Origin of the sequence: Nocardia cyriacigeorgica GUH-2 (assembly GCF_000284035.1) — a bacterium.
GTDB lineage: Bacteria > Actinomycetota > Actinomycetes > Mycobacteriales > Mycobacteriaceae > Nocardia > Nocardia cyriacigeorgica_B.
Genome location: NC_016887.1, coordinates 1,078,892 through 1,097,000, shown reverse-complemented (window position 1 = coordinate 1,097,000; position 18,109 = coordinate 1,078,892). Strand labels below are relative to the sequence as shown.

Annotated in this window: 15 protein-coding genes; 6 read left to right on the top strand and 9 right to left on the bottom strand. The window is 70.3% G+C overall.

Going from position 1 to position 18,109, the window contains the following annotated elements; genetic code table 11:
- Positions 1 to 17 precede the first annotated feature (17 nt).
- Together NOCYR_RS04885 and NOCYR_RS04880 are read right to left on the bottom strand one after the other, a co-directional pair.
- Entirely contained in the window at positions 18 to 3,437 is a 3,420-nt protein-coding gene (locus NOCYR_RS04885; RefSeq protein ID WP_048832859.1) for an error-prone DNA polymerase, read from the bottom strand.
- A 24-nt stretch (positions 3,438 to 3,461) separates the two neighbouring features.
- Positions 3,462 to 3,917, bottom strand: a complete 456-nt coding sequence (locus NOCYR_RS04880; protein ID WP_048832858.1) for a hypothetical protein — start codon at positions 3,915 to 3,917, stop codon at positions 3,462 to 3,464.
- A gap of 141 nt (positions 3,918 to 4,058) precedes the next feature.
- Here NOCYR_RS04880 and NOCYR_RS04875 point away from each other — a divergent pair, with 141 nt between their 5' ends.
- The gene (locus tag NOCYR_RS04875) at positions 4,059 to 5,033 is read left to right on the top strand and encodes an SDR family NAD(P)-dependent oxidoreductase (RefSeq protein WP_014349240.1); all 975 of its coding nucleotides are present in this window, start codon (positions 4,059 to 4,061) and stop codon (positions 5,031 to 5,033) included.
- A gap of 148 nt (positions 5,034 to 5,181) precedes the next feature.
- Here the strand turns inward: NOCYR_RS04875 and NOCYR_RS04870 are convergent, their stop codons facing one another.
- From NOCYR_RS04870 to NOCYR_RS04860, 3 genes are all read right to left on the bottom strand, one after another.
- The gene (locus tag NOCYR_RS04870) at positions 5,182 to 5,937 is read right to left on the bottom strand and encodes an alpha/beta fold hydrolase (protein ID WP_014349239.1); all 756 of its coding nucleotides are present in this window, start codon (positions 5,935 to 5,937) and stop codon (positions 5,182 to 5,184) included.
- A gap of 69 nt (positions 5,938 to 6,006) precedes the next feature.
- Complete coding sequence (locus NOCYR_RS04865; protein WP_014349238.1) at positions 6,007 to 7,572, bottom strand: DNA polymerase Y family protein; 1,566 nt, start codon at positions 7,570 to 7,572, stop codon at positions 6,007 to 6,009.
- Between the two features lie 94 nt (positions 7,573 to 7,666).
- Positions 7,667 to 8,419, bottom strand: coding sequence for a hypothetical protein (locus NOCYR_RS04860; protein WP_014349237.1), 753 nt, complete (start codon positions 8,417 to 8,419; stop codon positions 7,667 to 7,669).
- Positions 8,420 to 8,775: 356 nt separating this feature from the next.
- Here NOCYR_RS04860 and NOCYR_RS04855 point away from each other — a divergent pair, with 356 nt between their 5' ends.
- A complete protein-coding gene (locus tag NOCYR_RS04855; RefSeq protein WP_014349236.1) occupies positions 8,776 to 9,903 on the top strand; it encodes a serine/threonine-protein kinase in 1,128 nt (375 codons plus the stop codon).
- Between the two features lie 185 nt (positions 9,904 to 10,088).
- Here the strand turns inward: NOCYR_RS04855 and NOCYR_RS04850 are convergent, their stop codons facing one another.
- Together NOCYR_RS04850 and NOCYR_RS04845 are read right to left on the bottom strand one after the other, a co-directional pair.
- Positions 10,089 to 10,724, bottom strand: coding sequence for a response regulator (locus NOCYR_RS04850; protein WP_048833915.1), 636 nt, complete (start codon positions 10,722 to 10,724; stop codon positions 10,089 to 10,091).
- 157 nt (positions 10,725 to 10,881) lie between these two features.
- A complete protein-coding gene (locus NOCYR_RS04845) occupies positions 10,882 to 12,261 on the bottom strand; it encodes a PspC domain-containing protein (RefSeq protein ID WP_081505310.1) in 1,380 nt (459 codons plus the stop codon).
- Between the two features lie 139 nt (positions 12,262 to 12,400).
- Between NOCYR_RS04845 and NOCYR_RS04840 the strand changes: the two genes are divergently transcribed.
- From NOCYR_RS04840 to NOCYR_RS29625, 3 genes are all read left to right on the top strand, one after another.
- The gene (locus NOCYR_RS04840; protein ID WP_014349233.1) at positions 12,401 to 13,912 is read left to right on the top strand and encodes a PspC domain-containing protein; all 1,512 of its coding nucleotides are present in this window, start codon (positions 12,401 to 12,403) and stop codon (positions 13,910 to 13,912) included.
- The gene (locus NOCYR_RS04835; protein ID WP_014349232.1) at positions 13,905 to 14,111 is read left to right on the top strand and encodes a hypothetical protein; all 207 of its coding nucleotides are present in this window, start codon (positions 13,905 to 13,907) and stop codon (positions 14,109 to 14,111) included. The genes NOCYR_RS04840 and NOCYR_RS04835 overlap by 8 nt, the downstream gene beginning before the upstream one ends.
- A gap of 125 nt (positions 14,112 to 14,236) precedes the next feature.
- A complete protein-coding gene (locus NOCYR_RS29625) occupies positions 14,237 to 14,392 on the top strand; it encodes a hypothetical protein (RefSeq protein WP_014349231.1) in 156 nt (51 codons plus the stop codon).
- Between the two features lies 1 nt (position 14,393).
- Here NOCYR_RS29625 and guaA read toward each other — a convergent pair whose 3' ends face one another.
- Positions 14,394 to 15,968, bottom strand: coding sequence for a glutamine-hydrolyzing GMP synthase (guaA, locus tag NOCYR_RS04830; RefSeq protein WP_014349230.1), 1,575 nt, complete (start codon positions 15,966 to 15,968; stop codon positions 14,394 to 14,396).
- Positions 15,969 to 16,066: 98 nt separating this feature from the next.
- On the opposite strand from guaA, the gene NOCYR_RS04825 reads away from it, so the two are divergent.
- On the top strand, positions 16,067 to 16,873 hold the full coding sequence (locus NOCYR_RS04825) for an alpha/beta fold hydrolase (RefSeq protein WP_014349229.1): 807 nt from the start codon (positions 16,067 to 16,069) through the stop codon (positions 16,871 to 16,873).
- 5 nt (positions 16,874 to 16,878) lie between these two features.
- On the opposite strand, the gene NOCYR_RS04820 is transcribed toward NOCYR_RS04825, so the two are convergent.
- Positions 16,879 to 18,039, bottom strand: a complete 1,161-nt coding sequence (locus NOCYR_RS04820) for a GuaB3 family IMP dehydrogenase-related protein (RefSeq protein WP_014349228.1) — start codon at positions 18,037 to 18,039, stop codon at positions 16,879 to 16,881.
- Positions 18,040 to 18,109: the final 70 nt, after the last annotated feature.

The window sequence follows — 18,109 nt, the reverse complement described above, 5'->3', positions numbered from 1 at the left end:
CGCGACACGGTTCTCGTTCACCGGAAGTCACGCGACTTACCGGCCATCCGCAGATCCAGCTGCTGGAGATGCTCGGCGTACACACTCACCGCGCCTTCGGCGTTCTGGATCCGGCCGCGAATGATCAGGGCGCGTGCGGTTTGGGCGAGCCTGCGGTGGCGGGTCCACAAGCCGACCGAGCAGACGATATTGACCATGCCGGTCTCGTCTTCCAGGTTCAGGAAGGTAACACCGGCGGCAGTGGCCGGGCGCTGCCGGTGGGTGACGGCGCCGCCCACCAGGACCCGGGAACCGTCGGGCACCGACAGCAACCGGTCGGCCGGGATCACGCCCATCGCATCGAGTTCGGCGCGGAGGAACTCGGTGGGATAGCTATCGGGCGAGATGCCGGTAGCCCAGACGTCGGCGGCGGCCAGTTCCAATGCGCTCATTCCCGGAAGCGAGGGAGCGGCGGTGGCAGCGACCATGCCGGGTAGGCGATCCGGTCGCTCACCGGCCGCGGCGCCGGCCGCCCACAGCGCGGTGCGTCGCAGGCTGCTGCGTGCGCCGGGTTGCCCGGCACTCGGCGATGGGTTCGGGGCCGCCGAGGCCTCCGGCATCCGGGGTGGCGTCTGCGCCGAGGCCGCGGAGGTGATGCTGTCCAGCGCACCCGCGGTGGACAGCGATTCCGCTTGGCGGACAGTGAGTTCCACGCGCCCGGTCAGATCGAGCAGCGACGTGTAGGGTCCGCTCTCCTCGCGGGCGGCGACGATCTTCGCGGCGAGTTCGTCACCGATGAACCGCACCGCCGCCAGGCCGAGCCGCACCTGGGTGCCGCGCTGTTCGAGCGTGGGTTCGGCACGGCTGGCGTTGATGTCCGGGCCGTGCACCACCACACCGTGCCTGCGAGCGTCGGCCACCAGCGATTGCGGTGAATAGAAACCCATCGGCTGGGCGCGCAACAGACCGGCGCAGAAAGCGGCCGGATGATGCAGTTTGAACCACGCCGAATAGAACACCAGCGCCGCGAAACTCTGCGAATGGCTTTCCGGGAAACCGAAATTCGCGAAGGCGTACAGCTTCTCGTAGATGCGGTCGGCAACCTCGCCGGTGATGCCGTGCAGATCGCGCATGCCCTGGTAGAGCCGCGCCTTGAGCCGCTCCATGCGTTCGGGTGAGCGCTTGGAACCCATGGCGCGACGCAATTGATCGGCTTCGGCCGCGGTGAAACCGGCGACGTCGACGGCTATCTGCATGAGCTGTTCCTGGAACAGCGGTACACCATAGGTACGTTTCAGAGTCTTTTTCAGCGAGGGATGGTCGTAATCCCACTTCTCTTGCTTGTTGCGGCGGCGAATATACGGGTGCACCGAACCGCCCTGGATCGGGCCGGGCCGGATCAACGCCACCTCGACCACCAGGTCGTAGAACTCGCGCGGTTTCAGCCGCGGCAATGTCGCCATCTGGGCGCGCGACTCAACCTGGAACACCCCGATCGAATCGGCCCGCGACAGCATGTCGTACACGGCGGTTTCGGCAAGGTCGAGCTTGTGCAGTTCGACCGTGACGCCTTCGTGCTCACGCACCAGATCGATCATGTAGTGCAGCGCGGAGAGCATGCCGAGGCCGAGCAGGTCGAATTTCACCAGCCCGGCGGCGGCGCAATCGTCCTTGTCCCACTGCAATACGCTGCGCCCGGGCATGCGCGCCCATTCCACCGGGCACACATCGGCGATGGGGCGATCGCAGATCACCATGCCACCGGAATGGATGCCGAGATGCCGGGGCAGGCCCTCGATATCGGCGGCCAGTTCCAGCACCTGCTCCGGGATGTCGGTGCCGGTTTCGGCGCCGACACCGGTCCAGCGGCTCACCTGTTTGCTCCACGCATCCTGCTGGCCGGTCGAGAAACCGAGCGCGCGGGCGGCATCGCGGACCGCCGATTTACCGCGGTAGGTGATCACATTCGCCACCTGGGCGGCATATTCGCGGCCGTAGGCGTTGTAGACGTGCTGGATCGCTTCTTCCCGGCGATCGGATTCGATATCGATATCGATATCGGGCGGGCCGTCGCGTGCGGGCGAAAGGAACCGTTCGAACAGCAGGTTGTTGCGCACCGGATCGACATTGGTGATGCCGATGGCGTAGCAGACGGCCGAATTGGCGGCCGAGCCCCGGCCCTGGCACAGGATGCCGTTGTTCTTGCAGAACATGACGATGTCGTGCACCACCAGGAAGTAGCCGGGGAACTTCATCCCGGTGATCACCGCGAGTTCGTGCTCGATCTGCCGGTAGGCGGCGGGATGCTCCTGCGGCGACCCGTAGCGTTCGGCGGCTCCCTTCAGCGTGAGATGACGCAGCCAGGAATTCTCGTCGTGGCCCTCCGGCACCGGGAACGGCGGTAGTTCCGGCGCGATCAATTTCAGGTCGAAGGCGCATTCGCGGGCGAGCTGGACCGCATTGCCGATGGCCTGCGGGCAGTCAGCGAACAAGCGCGCCATTTCCGCACCCGACCGCAGATGCGCGCCGCCGGTGGGGGCCAGCCAGCCGGCCATCTCGTCGAGGCTGCTCCTGGACCGGATCGCGGCCAGCGCCATGGCCCGATGACGCTGGGCCGGGGAGGCGAAATGCGCGCCGGTGGTGGCGACGACGGGCAGCCCGAGCCGTTCGGCCAGCGCGCGGAGGTGGGCGTTGCGTTCGTCGTCGGCGGGCAGCCCGTGATGGGTGAGTTCCACGCTCACCCGCTCGGCGCCGAACCGGTCGACCAGATCGCGCAGCGCCGCCTCGGCGCGCACCGGCTGCTCACCCGCCCGCAGATCCTGTTCCAGCGCCTGCCGCAGCTGTCCCTTCCGGCATCCGGTGAGGATCTGCCAGTGCCCGCCGGCCGCCGCGGTGAGGGTGTCCAGGTCGTAGCGCAGAATCCCCTTCTCCCCCGCCGCCATATGGGCCGCCGCGATCTCCCGCGACAACCGCCTATACCCCTCCTGCCCTCGGGCCAGTACCAGCAGGTGCGTTCCCGGCGGATCGGGTTCGCCGGTGCGTGGCGCCGAGTCGGGGCCGGATCCGGTTGCGGTGAGGGTCAATTCGGCGCCGTAGACGGTGGCGATATCCCATTCCCGGGCCGCCTCGAAGAAGCGGACCACCCCATAGAGGCCGTTGTGATCGGTGAGCGCGACGGCTTCCAGGCCGAGGCGGGCCGCCTCCTCGACCAGTTCCTCGGGATGGCTCGCGCCGTCGAGGAAGCTGTAGGCCGAATGTGCGTGCAGTTCGGCATAGGGCACGACCGGGCCCAGGGGGCGGACGTCGCCGTCGGCGAGATATTCACCGCGCTTACGCGACCACGCCGGGCTGTCGCCGCCGTCGCCCGGATACATCGAGTCGGGATCGTGCCTGCCCGGCCGCCCGGACAGCACCCGCTCCAGCTCCGACCAACTCGGTGGCCCATTACTCCAGCCCATGGCGTGGCCTCCAGCTCACCGGATTCAGCTCGCCTTGAGCCGCTCGGTGGAGCCGGCGTCGAGCGCACCGGCCACATGATCGAGCCCGGTGCGGATCACCTGGCCGTAGGCATCGTTGGCGAGGACCTCGAGGTGCCCCTTGGCCAGCGCCAATTGCATACGGGCGGAGTCGAAATCGCCGACGCGGCGGTGGCTGTCGGCCAGATTCAGATACAGCGAGGGCAGGAACCCGCGCATGCCCTCATCGAGCGGACTGCCCGGCGCGAACACCGCCGCCAGCGCCCGCTGATCCCACAGCAGCGCCTCCTCGGCCGTCTCCACCACATCGGCCAGATGATGCGCGATCACGCAGCGATGCAACGGATCACCGTGTTCGCCGAGCTCCTCCCACAGTCTGTGTAGCGCGCCCCGCGCCGCCTGCTGGTCAACGCCGCCGAGCCGCACCGCGGCATAGATATCCGCCATCCGATCGTCCGTCATGTCATGAGTATCGCACATATGTTCGAATAATTTCGAGTGTTCGAACCTGCGCCACCGATGTTCTCCAGCTGTGATATAAACCACTTGGCACCGAACTTACTTGAGAGTAAGTTCGGTGCCGAGACCTGCAAAGGAGCAGCGATGACCTCAGCCGACGACGCCGCCCGCGAGGAGATCCGGCGCAATCAGCGCAACCGTGACCTCACCGGCCGCCACGTAGTGATCACCGGCGCCTCCTCCGGCATCGGCCGGGCCGCCGCCATCGCTGTGGCCGACAAGGGTGCGGTGGTGTTCCTGCTCGCCCGCCGTGGCGAGGAACTCGCGGCCGTGGTCGAGGAGATCCGCGCCGCGGGTGGCAGCGCGTACGGATACCAGTGCGACGTCACCGATTCCGAGTCGGTGGATCAGGCGGTCAAGGCGATCCTCGACGAACACGGCCACGTCGACATGCTGGTCAACAATGCCGGCCGGTCCATCCGTCGCGCCATCCACCGCTCCACCGACCGGCTGCACGATTTCGAACGCACCATGGCCGTCAACTACTTCGGCGCCCTGCGGATGACGCTGGCGCTGCTACCGCAGATGCGCGAGCGCAAGTTCGGCCACATCGTCAATATCAGCAGCGCGGGCGTGCAGGTGGCCACGCCGCGGTTCGCGGCCTATCTGGCCAGCAAGGCGGCGCTGGACAAGTTCGCCGAGGTGGCCGCGGTGGAGACGCTGGCCGACGGCGTCACCTTCACCACCATCCACATGCCGCTGGTGCGCACCCCGATGATCACCCCGAGCGGCGATCAAGGGCCGGCCGAATCACCGGAATGGGCCGCCGCCACCATCGTCCGCGCGCTCAGCGAACGCCCCAAGCGCATCGACGTCCCGCTCGGCACGCTGGCCGAATACGGCGGCATCATCACCCCCAAGCTGCGCGACCGCATCCTGCACCGCTACTACCGCGCGCTCCCCGACTCCCCCGCCGCCCGTGGCGAAGCCGACGACACCACCGAGCCCGCCGCCACCCTCGCCCCGCCGCATGAACCCCGCCCCCGCTCGGCCGCCCGCAAGGTCACCGGGGCCGCGCTACGCCGCGCCGCCCGCTGGGTCCCCGGCACGCACTGGTGAACCTGCCGCACGGAACACGCACGGTCGAAAGCCACCGGCAACTCGCTCGGCCGAGGACTCGAGCGGGATGCGGCAAGCCCTACCCGTGCCGCCGTCCCGAGGACTCGCTCGCGTAGTCGCCTCGGTTCTCAGTGCCCGAAGAAAGTTCTCAGTGCCCGAGGAAAGGCAGGACGGCGGCGGCGAATTCGCGGTAGCGGTCGCGGTGGATGCTGTGCCCGCAGGTGAAGGCGGTGACCGAGCAGTCCGGGATCGAGGTGCGCATGACCTCGAGTTTGCCCGGATCGACCATGCCGCCGGGGCCGCCGCGCAGCACCAGCGTCGGCGCGCTGATCCCGGCGAGCCGCTCCCACCATTCCGGATGCGGTTTGCGGAACTGTTCGAGCGCGGTACGCGTCATCGAGCGGTCGAAGGCCAGCACCGCGCGCGGATGACGCACCAGGCTGGAGGTGGCGTGCCACAGTTCGGGCAGGGTCGGGAACCGGCGCGTCAACGTCAGTTCCTCGGTGCCGGAGCGCAGCGGCAGCGGGCATTCCTCCATCACCAGGCGACGGACCAGACCCGGCCGCTCCTGCGCCACACAGGACACCGCGTAGCCGCCGAGCGAATGCCCGACCAGATCCACCTGCTCCAGCCCGAGGTATTCGCACAGGGCGAGGACGTCGGCGCCGAACTCGCCGAACAGGTACGACTCGGTATGCGCGCTGCGGCCGTGGCCGCGCAGATCGGGAATGATGACCCGGCGCCCGGCCCGCACGAGCTCGCGCGCGAACCGATCCCAGGTGTGGCCGTCGCCGCCCATCCCGTGCACCAGCACCACCGGGACGTCATCGACCGCGACCGCCCCGGAGTCCCGGTAGGCGATCAGCACATCGCCCAGCGCGACCCTGGCCGTCGTCAGATCCACGATTGTCGAGGGTACCGGCGATCACCTGCGCGAAGTCGATGATCTGGCACACACGACGAGCGCGCGGGCTCATTCGTAGAGGCCCTCCACATGCCAGTGACCGTCGCGGATGATGAGCAGCAGGCTGTGCGGACCGGGGAGTTCGACCTGCACGCGGGCGCTGGGCGCGGACCCGGTGGACCACCACAGTTCGTCCATCGGCCAGGGCCCCGCCCACGCCGTCAGCTCCCAGTGTTTGCTGCCCCAGCGCAGGCGGGCCGGTGTCGCGCTGAACAACCCGCGCTCGGTGACGTAGACCGGGGCGCCACCGGCCGATTCCAACTCCACCCGCGGCCGGTTCATCATGAGCACCGCGGGCGCCGGTTCGGGCAGCCGACCCGGCCACGGCAGCGCGGGATCGGCGGCGGGCACCTGTTCGTCGCCGAGCGCGACCATGGTGATCCGCTCCGCCGGGCCGCGTCCGCCGCTGAGCACACCGACCTGCACCGCCGCGCCGCCGAGCAGGCCCTGCACCCGCACCAGGGCGCGCATCGCCCGTTCGTCGGTGCCGCCCGCGTCGCCCCACAGGCCGAGCTGGAGCGCGGCCGCCGGGATCACCTCGACCGGTTCCAGGCGCAACAGCGTGATCGGTGCGGTGGGCCCGGAGCCGCCGGTGTCGCGGTGGGTGAGCCAGCCGTCCAGCTGCCAGCGCACCCGGTCGGCGACGCCGTCGGCGGTCAGCGGTTCCGCGCACCGCCAGATGCGGGTGAGCTGTTCACCGGCGGCGGTCTCGGCGAAGACCGCGAGCCGGGTGCAGGCCACCGCCGCGGCCGAGAACGCGGCATGGGCGCGGGTGGCGAGCATGCGCCCGGCGAAGGCGGCGGCGTCGACGCGGTCGATCGGCGGATCGCAGTGCAGCTCCACCGTCAGATCGCGCGGCGGTGTGCGTGCGGACGGCGGACGTTCGGGCAGGGCGCGGGCGCAGCGGTGCGCCGCGATCGCGTCGGCGCCGAAGCGGGAGGCGACCTGGGCCGGGGTGAGCGCGGCGAAATCGCCGACGCGCCGCAACCCGAGCCGATGCAGCAGATCCACCAGCTCGAGGCGTTCGGGCGCGACCAGCGCCGGTTCGACGGCCAGCTCACCGATCGGCAGCGGCGCGAGGAAATCCGCGCCCGCGCCCGGCGCCACGATGGTGTCGCGGCGCGCGGCGAGCACCGCGGTGGACAGCTCGTCGGCGATCCCGATCTGCGCTTCGGCCCCGGCCGCGGCCACCACGTCGACCAGCCGTTCGGCCGCGGCTTCCTCGGAGCCGAAGAACCGCGCCGCACCGCGCACGCCGAGGATCAGCAGTCCCGGCCGCAGCACCTCCACACCGGGGACGGCGGCGTCGACGGCGGCCACCACCGGTTCGAACAGCCGCGCGTCCCGGTCCGGATCGGCCTGGGCGATGAACAGTTCCGGGCAGCGCGCCTGCGCCTCGCGTCGACGCAGCCCGCGCCGCACCCCGTCGGCCCGGGCGGTGGCCGAACACGCCACCACCTTGTTGGCCGACAACACCGCGACCGGCCGGCTGGCGGGCACCTTCCCCAGTGCCGCCGCCGCGACCGCGGGCCAATCCGGGCACCACACCGCGAGGACCCGGGCGGGGCGGGTCATGGTGGATCACCGTCCCGGGCCGCGTGCTCGTTCCGCGACGACGCCACCGTGGCCCTGCGCGGCAGCCATCGGCGCGTGGCCCGCCCGGCGGCCTTCATGAGGCAGCGTCCCGCACGTCGCCGGGTTCCTCTGTGGCCGCGCGGGTTTCGCGGCTGGTCCATTCCATCCGTCCGTCGTGCTGCCGCAGCGTGATACCGCCGGTGCGCGGCGGCGAGGCCCGGCCCGCCACCTCGACGTCGAGGGAGATCGAATCGAGCCTGCCGCGGCCCAGGCCGAGCCCGGTATAGCCCACTACCCGGGTGCCCAGCCGCAACGACGGGGCGGGCCAGCGGCCGCCGGTGACGACCAGCACGGCGCCCTTGTTCCGGGCACGCGCGGCGATCACCTTGGCCCGGGCCGGCGCGACGGCGATGCCACCGAGGTCGAGCAGGACGAGATCGAGTCCGTCGAGCAACACCGCGGCCACCTCCAGCATGTCCGGGCCCGGATCGGCGACGACGGCGATCCGCCCCAGCTGCGCCCCCATCTCCGCCGCCGCGAGCAGACCGAGCTTCGGCATGCCCACCACCGCCGCGTGCCCGCCGCCGGCGGTGACCGCGGCCAGCAAGCCGGCCAGCAGCGATCCCGCGCCCGAATACGCCACCACCGACCCCTTGACCAGACCGCCGTCGGGCAGGAGTTCGGCCAGCGCGAGCGGCACCGGCAACGCGGGCCTGCGCACCCCCTCCGAGGTGGGCATACGGGTGGCCGCGGATTCGCCCCGCCCCGGCACCGCCGCCATCTTGCGCCGCAGCTCCGCCAACTCCTGCGCGCGTGCACGCCCCGGTTCCCGCGACTGCGAACCCATCACCTCACCTACCTCCACGCAGGGACTCCGCTCCGGCCGAACGCACCGGAACCCGCCCGACGCACCGCCCGGGCTCGGCCGACTCGGCTTCGCCCGGCCCGGCGATCATCGCGACACGCGCACCTCGCGGCGCCCACCCGCCGAAGAACCCCGGTTCCTCGACGACTCAGCACCGATCCAGCTATCGATCCGTCTCGAATATACGTTCGAATGATCCCTGGTGGAAACCCACCCCTGAGATCCGTCGAGCACGGCCCGAGAGCCGACACGCCAGGCCCGCCGTGACCACCGTCACGACCGCGAACTCCCGGTCCGAATCCGGCCAGCTACCACGGAATTCGGCTAGTCTCGGCACCATGATCGATCGTCCCCGCCCCATCGTCGGCCCGGATTATCTGGTGGCCGGCCGCTACCGCCTGCAATCGAAACTCGGTGGCGGCGGTATGGGCGCGGTCTGGCTCGCGACCGACCGGCTGCTCAACCGCGACGTCGCCATCAAGCAGGTGCTGTCCACCGCGGGGCTCGACGAGGACGAGGCCAACCGCATCCGCGAGCAGATCATCCACGAGGGCCGGGTCGCGGCCAAGCTCTCCCATGAACACGCCATCGCGGTCTACGACGTGGTGCTCGAGGCCGGTGAGCCCTGGCTGGTGATGGAGCACCTACCCTCGCGCAGCGTGGCCAAGGCACTCGGGCTGGTCGATACGCTGCCGCCGATCGAAGTAGCCCAGATCGGCGCGCAGGTCGCCGACGCACTGGCCGCCGCCCACGCCGCGGGCATCGTGCACCGCGATATCAAACCGGGCAATATCCTCGTCGCCGACCGCGGGCCCGGCGTCGGGATGGCCAAGCTCAGCGACTTCGGCATCTCGCGCGGTGCGGGCGAATCCGCCGACGAACCCGACGGCGTCATCACCGGCACCCCCGCCTACCTGCCGCCGGAAGTGGCCCGCGGCGCCCGGCCCACCGAGGCCAGCGATGTGTTCTCCCTCGGCGCCACCCTCTACACCGCCATCGAGGGGCAGCCGCCGTTCGGCTTCGACGACGACAGCGACGCCATCGTCGAGCGCGCGGCCATGGCGCAGATCATTCCACCCAGCCGCAGCGGGGTGCTCACCCAGGCGCTGCTGCACATGATGGAGCCCGCACCGCAGCGTCGACCGACCATGGCCGAAGCCCGGGATGAAATTCTCACCGCCGCTTTCGGTCCCGGCACCGCGCCCTACATCATCGGCGCCCCGGTGCGCACCGAGGACGGCACCATCCCGGCGTGGGCGGCTCGCAATTCGGCCTCCGGCCTGCGCAGCCCGCTGTCCACGCCGCTGCCCCGCCGCACTCAGCCGCAGCCGGCTCCTGCCGCGGCACCTCAGCCCCAGTTGGGCACCAAGAAGTTGCCGCAGCCGAGCAACGCGCCACTGGCCATCGCGATCGGGATGCTGATCGGACTCGTCATCATCATCGCCGTCATCGTCGCGGTGCTGTAGTCGCCACCGAGCCAATTGCAACGGCGGGTCACACAGCAGCTTTCGAGCGAAGCGAGACCGAGCATCCGAGTTCGCGGCCCGTCTCGTGGCTCCGCTGCCGCTGCGCACGCCGAAGGCAAGCAGCGGTAGCGGAGACGCGAGACATCCAGGGGCCGCGAACCGCGGTGCCGCAGGCGCCGCAAAAATTAATCGATCCGCCTGCGGTGGGCCCAGCGGGTGAGCGCGTTCCGATTGGACTGCTGGGTCTTGCGCAGCACGTTGGAGGCGTGGGTCTCCACCGTCTTCACCGAGATGAACAGGGTTTCGGCGATTTCGCGGTAGGTGTAGCCGCGGGCGAGTAGCCGCAGTACCTCGAGTTCGCGCGGGGTGAGCGAATCCAGTTCCGGATCCAGCGGCGGTTCCGGCGCCGGGGATTTACCGGTGAAGGAGTCGAGTACGAAACCGGCCAGCCGAGGGCTGAAGACCGCGTCGCCGCCCGCCACCCTGCGGATACCGTCGGCCAGTTCGGCGCCGGAGATGGTCTTGGTGACGTAGCCGCGCGCGCCCGCCCGGATCACCGCGATGACGTCCTCGGCGGCGTCCGACACACTCAGCGCCAGGCACACCGGGCCGTCGTCGATCCCGGACAGCACCGCGACCCCGCCACCGTCGGGCATGTGCACGTCCAGCAGCACCACATCGGGGCGGGTGCGGTTGATCCCGGCCACCGCCTCGGCCACCCCACCGGCCTCGCCGACCACCTCCATATCGGTTTCCCGGCTCAGCTCCGCGCGCACCCCGGAACGGAACACGGCGTGATCGTCGACGAGAAAGACCTTCACCGCCACCTACTTCTCCTTCACGAGACAGCCCTGTCCGCCGTCATCACTGCGTCCCGGTCGCCCGGGACAGTTCCATCGGTACCACAACGGCCGCGTCGCGACCGGGTTCGTCATCGAGCGCTGCCGGCGGCGGCCGATGCGCAACCGCATCCGAACGTCAGTGCCGGTCGACGCCGACCGCGTGCTCACTCGGCTGCGTCAGCGTGTGCGCGATGTCCGCCTCGGCGGGTCCCGCCGGTGCGGCATCGGCTGCCTCGGATTCGCTGTCGCCGCCGGAATCGGTGCGCGGCATGATGATCCGCACCTCGGTGCCGCGACCGGACCGGGACACGATCTCCACCTGCCCGCCGCGCCGTTCCACCCGTCCGCGAATGGATTTGGCGAGTCCCTGACGATCCGCGGGCACCGCGTCGACATCGAAACCCACGCCGCGATCGCGCACGAACACACTCACCTGGTGCGGTTCGGTCTCGGCGAACAAATCGATGACGGGCACGTCGGCGTGTTTGGCGGCATTGACCAACGCCTCCCTGGCGGCGCCGAGCACGGCGGTGAAATGTTCCTTGGGCAGGCCGGACCCGGTGTCGGCGATATCCATCGACACATCGCCGACGGTCACCGGCGTCACCTTCACCCCGTGCTGATCCTCCACCTCACCGGCGATGGTGCGTAGCGCGGCGGCCAGGCTCGACTGCGCGGGCACGGAATCCTCGAACAGCCAGCGGCGCAGTTCGCGTTCCTGGCTGCGGGCCAGCCGGACCACCTCATGCGGATCGTCGGCCTGACGCTGGATCAGCGCCAGCGTCTGCAAGACCGAATCGTGCAGGTGCGAGGCGATCTCCTCGCGTTCCTCGTTGCGGATGCGGGCGGCGCGTTCGGCGTTCAACGCCCGCATCATCCGCAGCCACAGCGGCACCGACAGCAGCCCGGCGCCGAGCAGTGTGACCGCCACCGCCAGCAGCGCCGAGCCGAGCGAGCCGATATCGATTCCGGCCAGCACCACCACCGCCAGGCCGGCCACGATCAAGGTGATGCCCGCGACGATGCGTGACCAGGTGACCATGGTGGGTTTCGCCGGCAGGCCGAGCAGCGACCGCGGACCGTCGGCGTCGTATTCGCGCCACACCAGCGCCGCACCCACCGCGACCGCGATCAACGGCACGATGATCCGCGCCGCCGTCCCGCTGAACAGCGCCGACATCGCCACCGACAACCCGAACCCGAGCAGCGCGAGCCCGATCGCCTGCCGCCGCTCCTGCCCCGACGGCCGTACCTCGTCGGCCCCGCCCGGGGTGAAGATCCACAGCATCGCGTACGCGACGATCCCCGCCCCCGCCAGCGCGGACAGCAACACGAACGCCATCCGCACCTTGAACACGTCGACCCCGAGATGATCGGCGATCCCGCCGGCCACCCCACCGACGATCCGGCCCCCCGACCGCCGCACCAACCGCCCCCGCACCTGTTCCCCGGCCTCGCCCACCCCACGAGCAGCCTCGAACCCCCGCGAGTCGAACGCCGGAACAGACGGATACATACTCCCGATACTGGCACGCCCCACCGACACCCAGCCATCGGGAAACACCCTGAGTTCGGCGGTAGCTATTCGCGTCCGTGCGGTTCAGGAGGATTTTCAGGGTGAACCCCGATGCGCGGGGCGGTGGGTGAGCTCGACCATGGAGTGCATGACCAAGACGAGCTTCGGTGAGCAGCTTCAGCAGATGTGGCGGACGCGGCCGGTGCGGTTGCCGCGGCGCGGGCCGGTCGCGGGCGTGGCCGCCGGGTTCGGTCATCGGTACAACGTCGATCCGGTGCTGGTGCGGGTGGCGTTCGTGGTGTCGACGATCTTCGGGGGTGCCGGGATCGTGTTGTATCTGGCGGCCTGGCTGTTGTGCAGTGCCGAGGGTGACGAGACGTCGGCGGCGGAGTCGCTGGTCGGCAAGGGGCACAGTTCGCAGTCGCAGACCAAGACCATCGTGTTGATCGTGGCGCTGGCCATCGCGGTGAGCGCGGTGGGGCCGATCGGCGTCGGGATGGGCGGGTCCGGGGTGATCGGGCTGGCGTTCATGCTGGCCGGCTGGTGGATGCTGTACCTGCGCACCCCGCAGCCGCCCGCCCCCGAATTCGGTGACGCACTCACCGGCACCGGGTACCCGGGCACCGCATTCGCTGCGGCCGCACCGCTGTGGACCGGCCGTCCCCCGTTCCCCACGCCCAGCTACGGCCCGTACACGCCGTACACGAAGCTGCCCGACCAGTACGTCCCGGACCAGCCGGTGCTGTTCGACAAGGACACCGACGCGCAGTCCGAGGAGAACAGGACCGAAGTGCTGAATACCGACCGCCCCACCGAAGTCCTCCCGAGCACACAGCGCACCGAGGTGCTCCCCACCGGTGGCTCCGAAGCGGCCGACAGCTCCGCGTCCCCGGACGATCAGCGCGGCACCGGCGCCGAATCAGCAAAACCGCAGCTCACCAAGGCTGCCCATCCCGAGCCGAGCACCCTGCGTATCACCAATCAGACCCCACCCTCCTGGGACCCGCTCGGCGTGGCACCCCTGGCCTGGGATCTGCCCGAGCCCTCCCCCGCGCGCACCGTGGTCGCCCCGGAACCGAAGAAGCCGCGTTCCCGCCTGACACCGGTGGTGCTGGGCCTGGCCATCCTCGCGGCGGCCGGCGCCGGTGCGGCGGCCGCGTCGGGGGTCGAGTGGATGACGCCGGGCCGGATCGCCGCGGTAGCGCTCGGCGTGATCGGCCTCGGCCTGATCCTCGGCGCCTTCCTGCGCCGCGGCTACGGCCTGCTGGTGGTGACCGCGCCGCTGGCCGGGTTCGTGGTGCTGGCCTCGATGATCGGGCCGATCGACTTCGACGGCGCCACCATGGGCGAGCAGACCTGGACCCCGACGGCGACCGGCGACCTGAAACCGGATTACCACGTCACCATGGGTTCGGGGACGCTGGACCTGCGCGAACTGGCGCTCACCGAGAACCGCACCGTCGACGTGTCGGTGCAAATGGGCGAGGCGATCGTGCTGGTGCCGGAGAATATGAACGTCCGCGCCGACTGCACGGTGCGGATGGGCGAGGCGCAATGCCCGGAAGGTCTGCTCGGGCCCGGCGGTGACGCCCCAGTGCTCGATCTGAACATCGATGTGCGAGCGGGAAGTGCGGAGGTGCGCCATGGCTGACAACCAGACCCGGACCCAGCGCGGGCCGTCGTTCTCGCTGCTGATCGTCGGACTGCTGGCCGTGGCATTGAGTGTCTGGGCCCTGATCGGGCCGGCGTCGTGGCCGGCCACCGGCGTGATCTCGATCGGCTGGATCGTGGTCGTGACGGCCATCGTCGTCGGCCTGCTGCTCGTGGTCTCGCCTCGTAAACGCCGATAGGACAACTGAATCCGAATGGCCCGCCCGCCCCGGCGGGCTGTTCGCGTCCAACAACCCGGATCCACCCACCGCGGTTCGATCGAAAACCCCGCCGCGGCAACCCGATTCGACCGACAGGAGATCCGATGTCGCAGCACAGTTCCGAGCGTCCCGACCAGCGCGACCAGCCGCGGATCGCGCCGGAGGAAGATCCGGCCGAGCCCGCGCCCGCCGCCTCGGCCGCCGGCGTCCCGCTCGGCCGCATCATCCTCGGCCTGGCCCGGCCCTACCGGATCGGCTGACTCACTCCCACTCGATGGTGCCCGGCGGCTTGCTGGTCACATCCAGCACCACGCGGTTGACCTCGGCCACCTCGTTGGTGATCCGGGTGGAGATGCGCTCGAGCACGTCATAGGGCAGCCGGGTCCAGTCCGCGGTCATCGCGTCCTCGCTCGACACCGGGCGCAACACGATCGGATGACCGTAGGTGCGGCCGTCGCCCTGCACGCCGACGCTGCGGACGTCGGCCAGCAGCACCACCGGGCACTGCCAGATCTGGCCGTCCAGCCCGGCCGCGGTGAGTTCCTCGCGGGCGATGGCGTCGGCCTGGCGCAGGGTGTTCAGCCGGTCCTCGGTGACCTCGCCGACGATGCGGATGGCCAGGCCCGGGCCGGGGAACGGCTGCCGGTTGATGATCTCCTCGGGCAGGCCCAGCTCACGGCCGACCGCGCGCACCTCGTCCTTGAACAGCAGCCGCAGCGGTTCGACCAGCTCGAATTCCAGGTCCTCGGGCAGGCCGCCGACATTGTGGTGGGACTTGATATTGGCGGTGCCCGCGCCGCCGCCGGACTCCACCACGTCCGGGTACAGCGTGCCCTGCACCAGGAACTCGACCTTCGGGGCGACGCCGTCGCCGCTGGTCTGCTCGCCGACGACTTCGGAGACCGCGTCCTCGAAGGACCGGATGAACTCGCGGCCGATGATCTTGCGCTTCTCCTCCGGGTCGGTGACGCCCTTCAGTTCGCCGAGGAACTGGTCCACCGCGTCGACGGTCACCAGCCGGGCGCCGGTCGCGGCGACGAAATCCTGCTGCACCTGCTCGCGCTCACCCGAGCGCAACAGGCCGTGGTCGACGAACACGCAGGTGAGCTTGTCGCCGATGGCACGCTGCACCAGCGCACCCGCGACGGCGCTGTCCACGCCGCCGGACAGACCGCAGATGGCGTGCCCGTCACCGACCTGCTCACGCACCCGCTCGATCAGCGATTCGGCGATATTGGCCGGGGTCCAGGTGGCCGGGATGCCGGCGATCTCGTGCAGGAAGCGGCTGAGCACTTGCTGGCCGTGCGGGGAATGCAGCACCTCCGGGTGGTACTGCACACCGGCCAGCCGGCGGGCCGGATCCTCGAACGCGGCCACCGGGGCACCGGCGGTGGTGCCGGTGACCTCGAAACCGGCGGGCGCGTCGGTAACGGCGTCACCATGGCTCATCCACACCGGCTGGATGGTGGGCAGACCACCGTGCAGCACACCGCCGTCGATATTGAGTTCGGTGCGGCCGTATTCGCGGGTGCCGGTATGGGCGACGGTGCCGCCGAGGGCCTGGGCCATCGCCTGGAAGCCGTAGCAGATGCCGAACACCGGCACTTCGAGGTCGAACAGCCGCGCGTCCAGCTGCGGGGCGCCCTCGGCGTACACGCTCGACGGGCCGCCGGACAGGATGACCGCCAGCGGCTGCTTCTCGGCGATCTCCTCGACCGAGGCGGTATGCGGGATCACCTCGGAGTAGACACTCGCCTCACGGACTCGACGGGCGATCAGCTGCGCGTACTGCGCACCGAAGTCGACGACGAGGACGGGTCTCTGCGAATCTGCCACCCGATCAGTTTAGAGCTCGGCCGTCCCCGCTCCGACCGCAGCCCGCGCCCCGCCCAATCGCCCGACGCACCCCCGCGCGGCTGACTATCCTCGACGGCGTGCCATTCGCCCGTGCGATCGATGCCGACATCCATTACGAGGACACGGGCGGCAACGGCCCACTGGTGCTATTGGCACACGAATTCTTCATGGACCGCACCATGTTCGCCGAACAGATGGATGCGCTGGCCCCGGAGTTCCGCGTCGTCACCTGGGACGCGCGCGGGCACGGCCGCACCCGAGACCAGGGCCTGCCCTTCACCTACTGGACCGCCGCCCGCGACGCGCTCACCGTGCTGGACCATCTCGGCGCCGAACGCGCCGTGGTCGGCGGCACCGCCCAAGGCGGGTTCACCGCGCTGCGCACCGCGCTCATCGCGCCGGAACGGGTGTCGGCGCTGATCCTGATCAGTACCGAAGCGCACGGCCCGACACCCGAACAGTCCACGGCCACGCAACGTTTCCTGGCCGAGTGGTACGACGACGGCTCCCGCCCGCGCGCGGTGCAACGCCTGGCGCACTGGCTCATCGGCGATCACGACCGGCACCGCACGGTGTGGACCGAACGCTGGCTCACCCACGACCGCCACCGCATCGAGGTGGCCGCGGGCTGCCTGCTCGGCCGCGATTCGGTACTGGACCGGCTCGCGGAGATCACCTGCCCGGCGCTGGTCGTGCACGCCAGCCACAGCGGCATCGCCCGCGAACGCGGCAAACTGCTCGCCGAGTCCATCCCGGGATCGACGTTCGTGGAGATCGACGGCGCGCGCCTGGCGGTGACGATGACCCATCCGGATCCGGTCAATCACGCGATCCGGCAGTTCCTGCGCGGCCGCGCCGTCAGCACCGCCGTCCGCGGGCGCTGAGCGTCCTAGGCGCGGACGCTGAGCCCGACCTTCTGGAACTCCTTCAGGTCCGAGTACCCGGCCTTCGCCATCGACCGGCGCAACCCGCCGACCAGGTTGAGCGAACCGAACGGATCGTCGGAGGGTCCGAACAGCACCCGCTCCAGGCTCGGCCGCACCGAATCCTCGCCGACGTCACCCAGCTCCCACGGGTCATCCACGTGCAGCAGCGAACCGCGCGGCACCGACGGATGCGCCGCCGCCGACGGCCAGTACCAGCCGCGACCCGGCGCCTCGGCGGCCGCCGCCAGCGGCACCCCGATCATGGCCGCGTCCGCACCGCACGCGATCGCCTTCGCCAGCTGGCCCGAGGCCGCGATATCGCCGTCGGCGATCACGTGCACGTAGCGGCCGCCGGTCTCGTCCAGGTAGTCGCGGCGGGCCGCGGCGGCGTCGGCGATCGCGGTCGCCATCGGCACCCCGATACCCAGCACCTCGCCGGTGGTGGTGGCGCCCGGGTAGGAGCCGTAGCCGACGATGACGCCGGCCGCGCCGGTGCGCATCAGATGCAGCGCGGTGCGGTGATCGCTCACCCCACCGGCCACCACCGGCACATCCAGCTCGGCGATGAAGGTCTTGAGGTTCAGCGGCTCACCGTCGCCCACGTGCTCGGCGGAGATGATCGTGCCGTGCACCACGAGCAGGTCGATACCGGCCTGCACCAGCGCCGGGGTCAGCGCCTGCGCGTTCTGCGGGCTCACCCGCACCGCCGTCGTCACACCGGCCGCGCGCACCTGCGCCACCGCCGCCGCCAGCAGATCCGGCTGCATCGGTGCGGCGTGCAGCTCCTGCAAGAACGCGATGGCCCGCTCGTAGCCGCCCTTGGCGACCAGGTCGAGCAGCTGATCGATCTTGGCCGACACATCCGCGTGCCGCGCCCACAGTCCCTCACCGTTGATGACGCCCAGACCGCCGAGCCGGCCGAGTTCGATGGCGAACTCCGGTGAGACCAGCGCATCGGTGGGATGGGTCAGGAACGGGATCTCGAACCGGTAGGCATCCAGCTGCCAGGCCAGCGACACCTGCTTGGCCGAGCGGGTGCGGCGCGAGGGGACGATATCGATATCGTCCAGCTCATAGGTACGGCGGGCCGTGCGGCCCATCCCGATCTCGACCATGTCGCGCACTGCTTGCTCCTGTGTCTAATTGCCGCTGGCGCGGCGTGTTCGCGGCCCCCTGTGTCTCGTGTTTCCGTGG

Coding starts and splice junctions, on each gene's coding strand:
- NOCYR_RS04885 (WP_048832859.1), bottom strand. CDS start 3,437: ATGGGCTGGAGTAATGGGCCACCGAGTTGGTCGGAGCTGGAGCGGGTG.
- NOCYR_RS04880 (WP_048832858.1), bottom strand. CDS start 3,917: ATGACGGACGATCGGATGGCGGATATCTATGCCGCGGTGCGGCTCGGC.
- NOCYR_RS04875 (WP_014349240.1), top strand. CDS start 4,059: ATGACCTCAGCCGACGACGCCGCCCGCGAGGAGATCCGGCGCAATCAG.
- NOCYR_RS04865 (WP_014349238.1), bottom strand. CDS start 7,572: ATGACCCGCCCCGCCCGGGTCCTCGCGGTGTGGTGCCCGGATTGGCCC.
- NOCYR_RS04860 (WP_014349237.1), bottom strand. CDS start 8,419: ATGGGTTCGCAGTCGCGGGAACCGGGGCGTGCACGCGCGCAGGAGTTG.
- NOCYR_RS04855 (WP_014349236.1), top strand. CDS start 8,776: ATGATCGATCGTCCCCGCCCCATCGTCGGCCCGGATTATCTGGTGGCC.
- NOCYR_RS04845 (WP_081505310.1), bottom strand. CDS start 12,261: ATGTATCCGTCTGTTCCGGCGTTCGACTCGCGGGGGTTCGAGGCTGCT.
- NOCYR_RS04840 (WP_014349233.1), top strand. CDS start 12,401: ATGGAGTGCATGACCAAGACGAGCTTCGGTGAGCAGCTTCAGCAGATG.
- NOCYR_RS04835 (WP_014349232.1), top strand. CDS start 13,905: ATGGCTGACAACCAGACCCGGACCCAGCGCGGGCCGTCGTTCTCGCTG.
- NOCYR_RS29625 (WP_014349231.1), top strand. CDS start 14,237: ATGTCGCAGCACAGTTCCGAGCGTCCCGACCAGCGCGACCAGCCGCGG.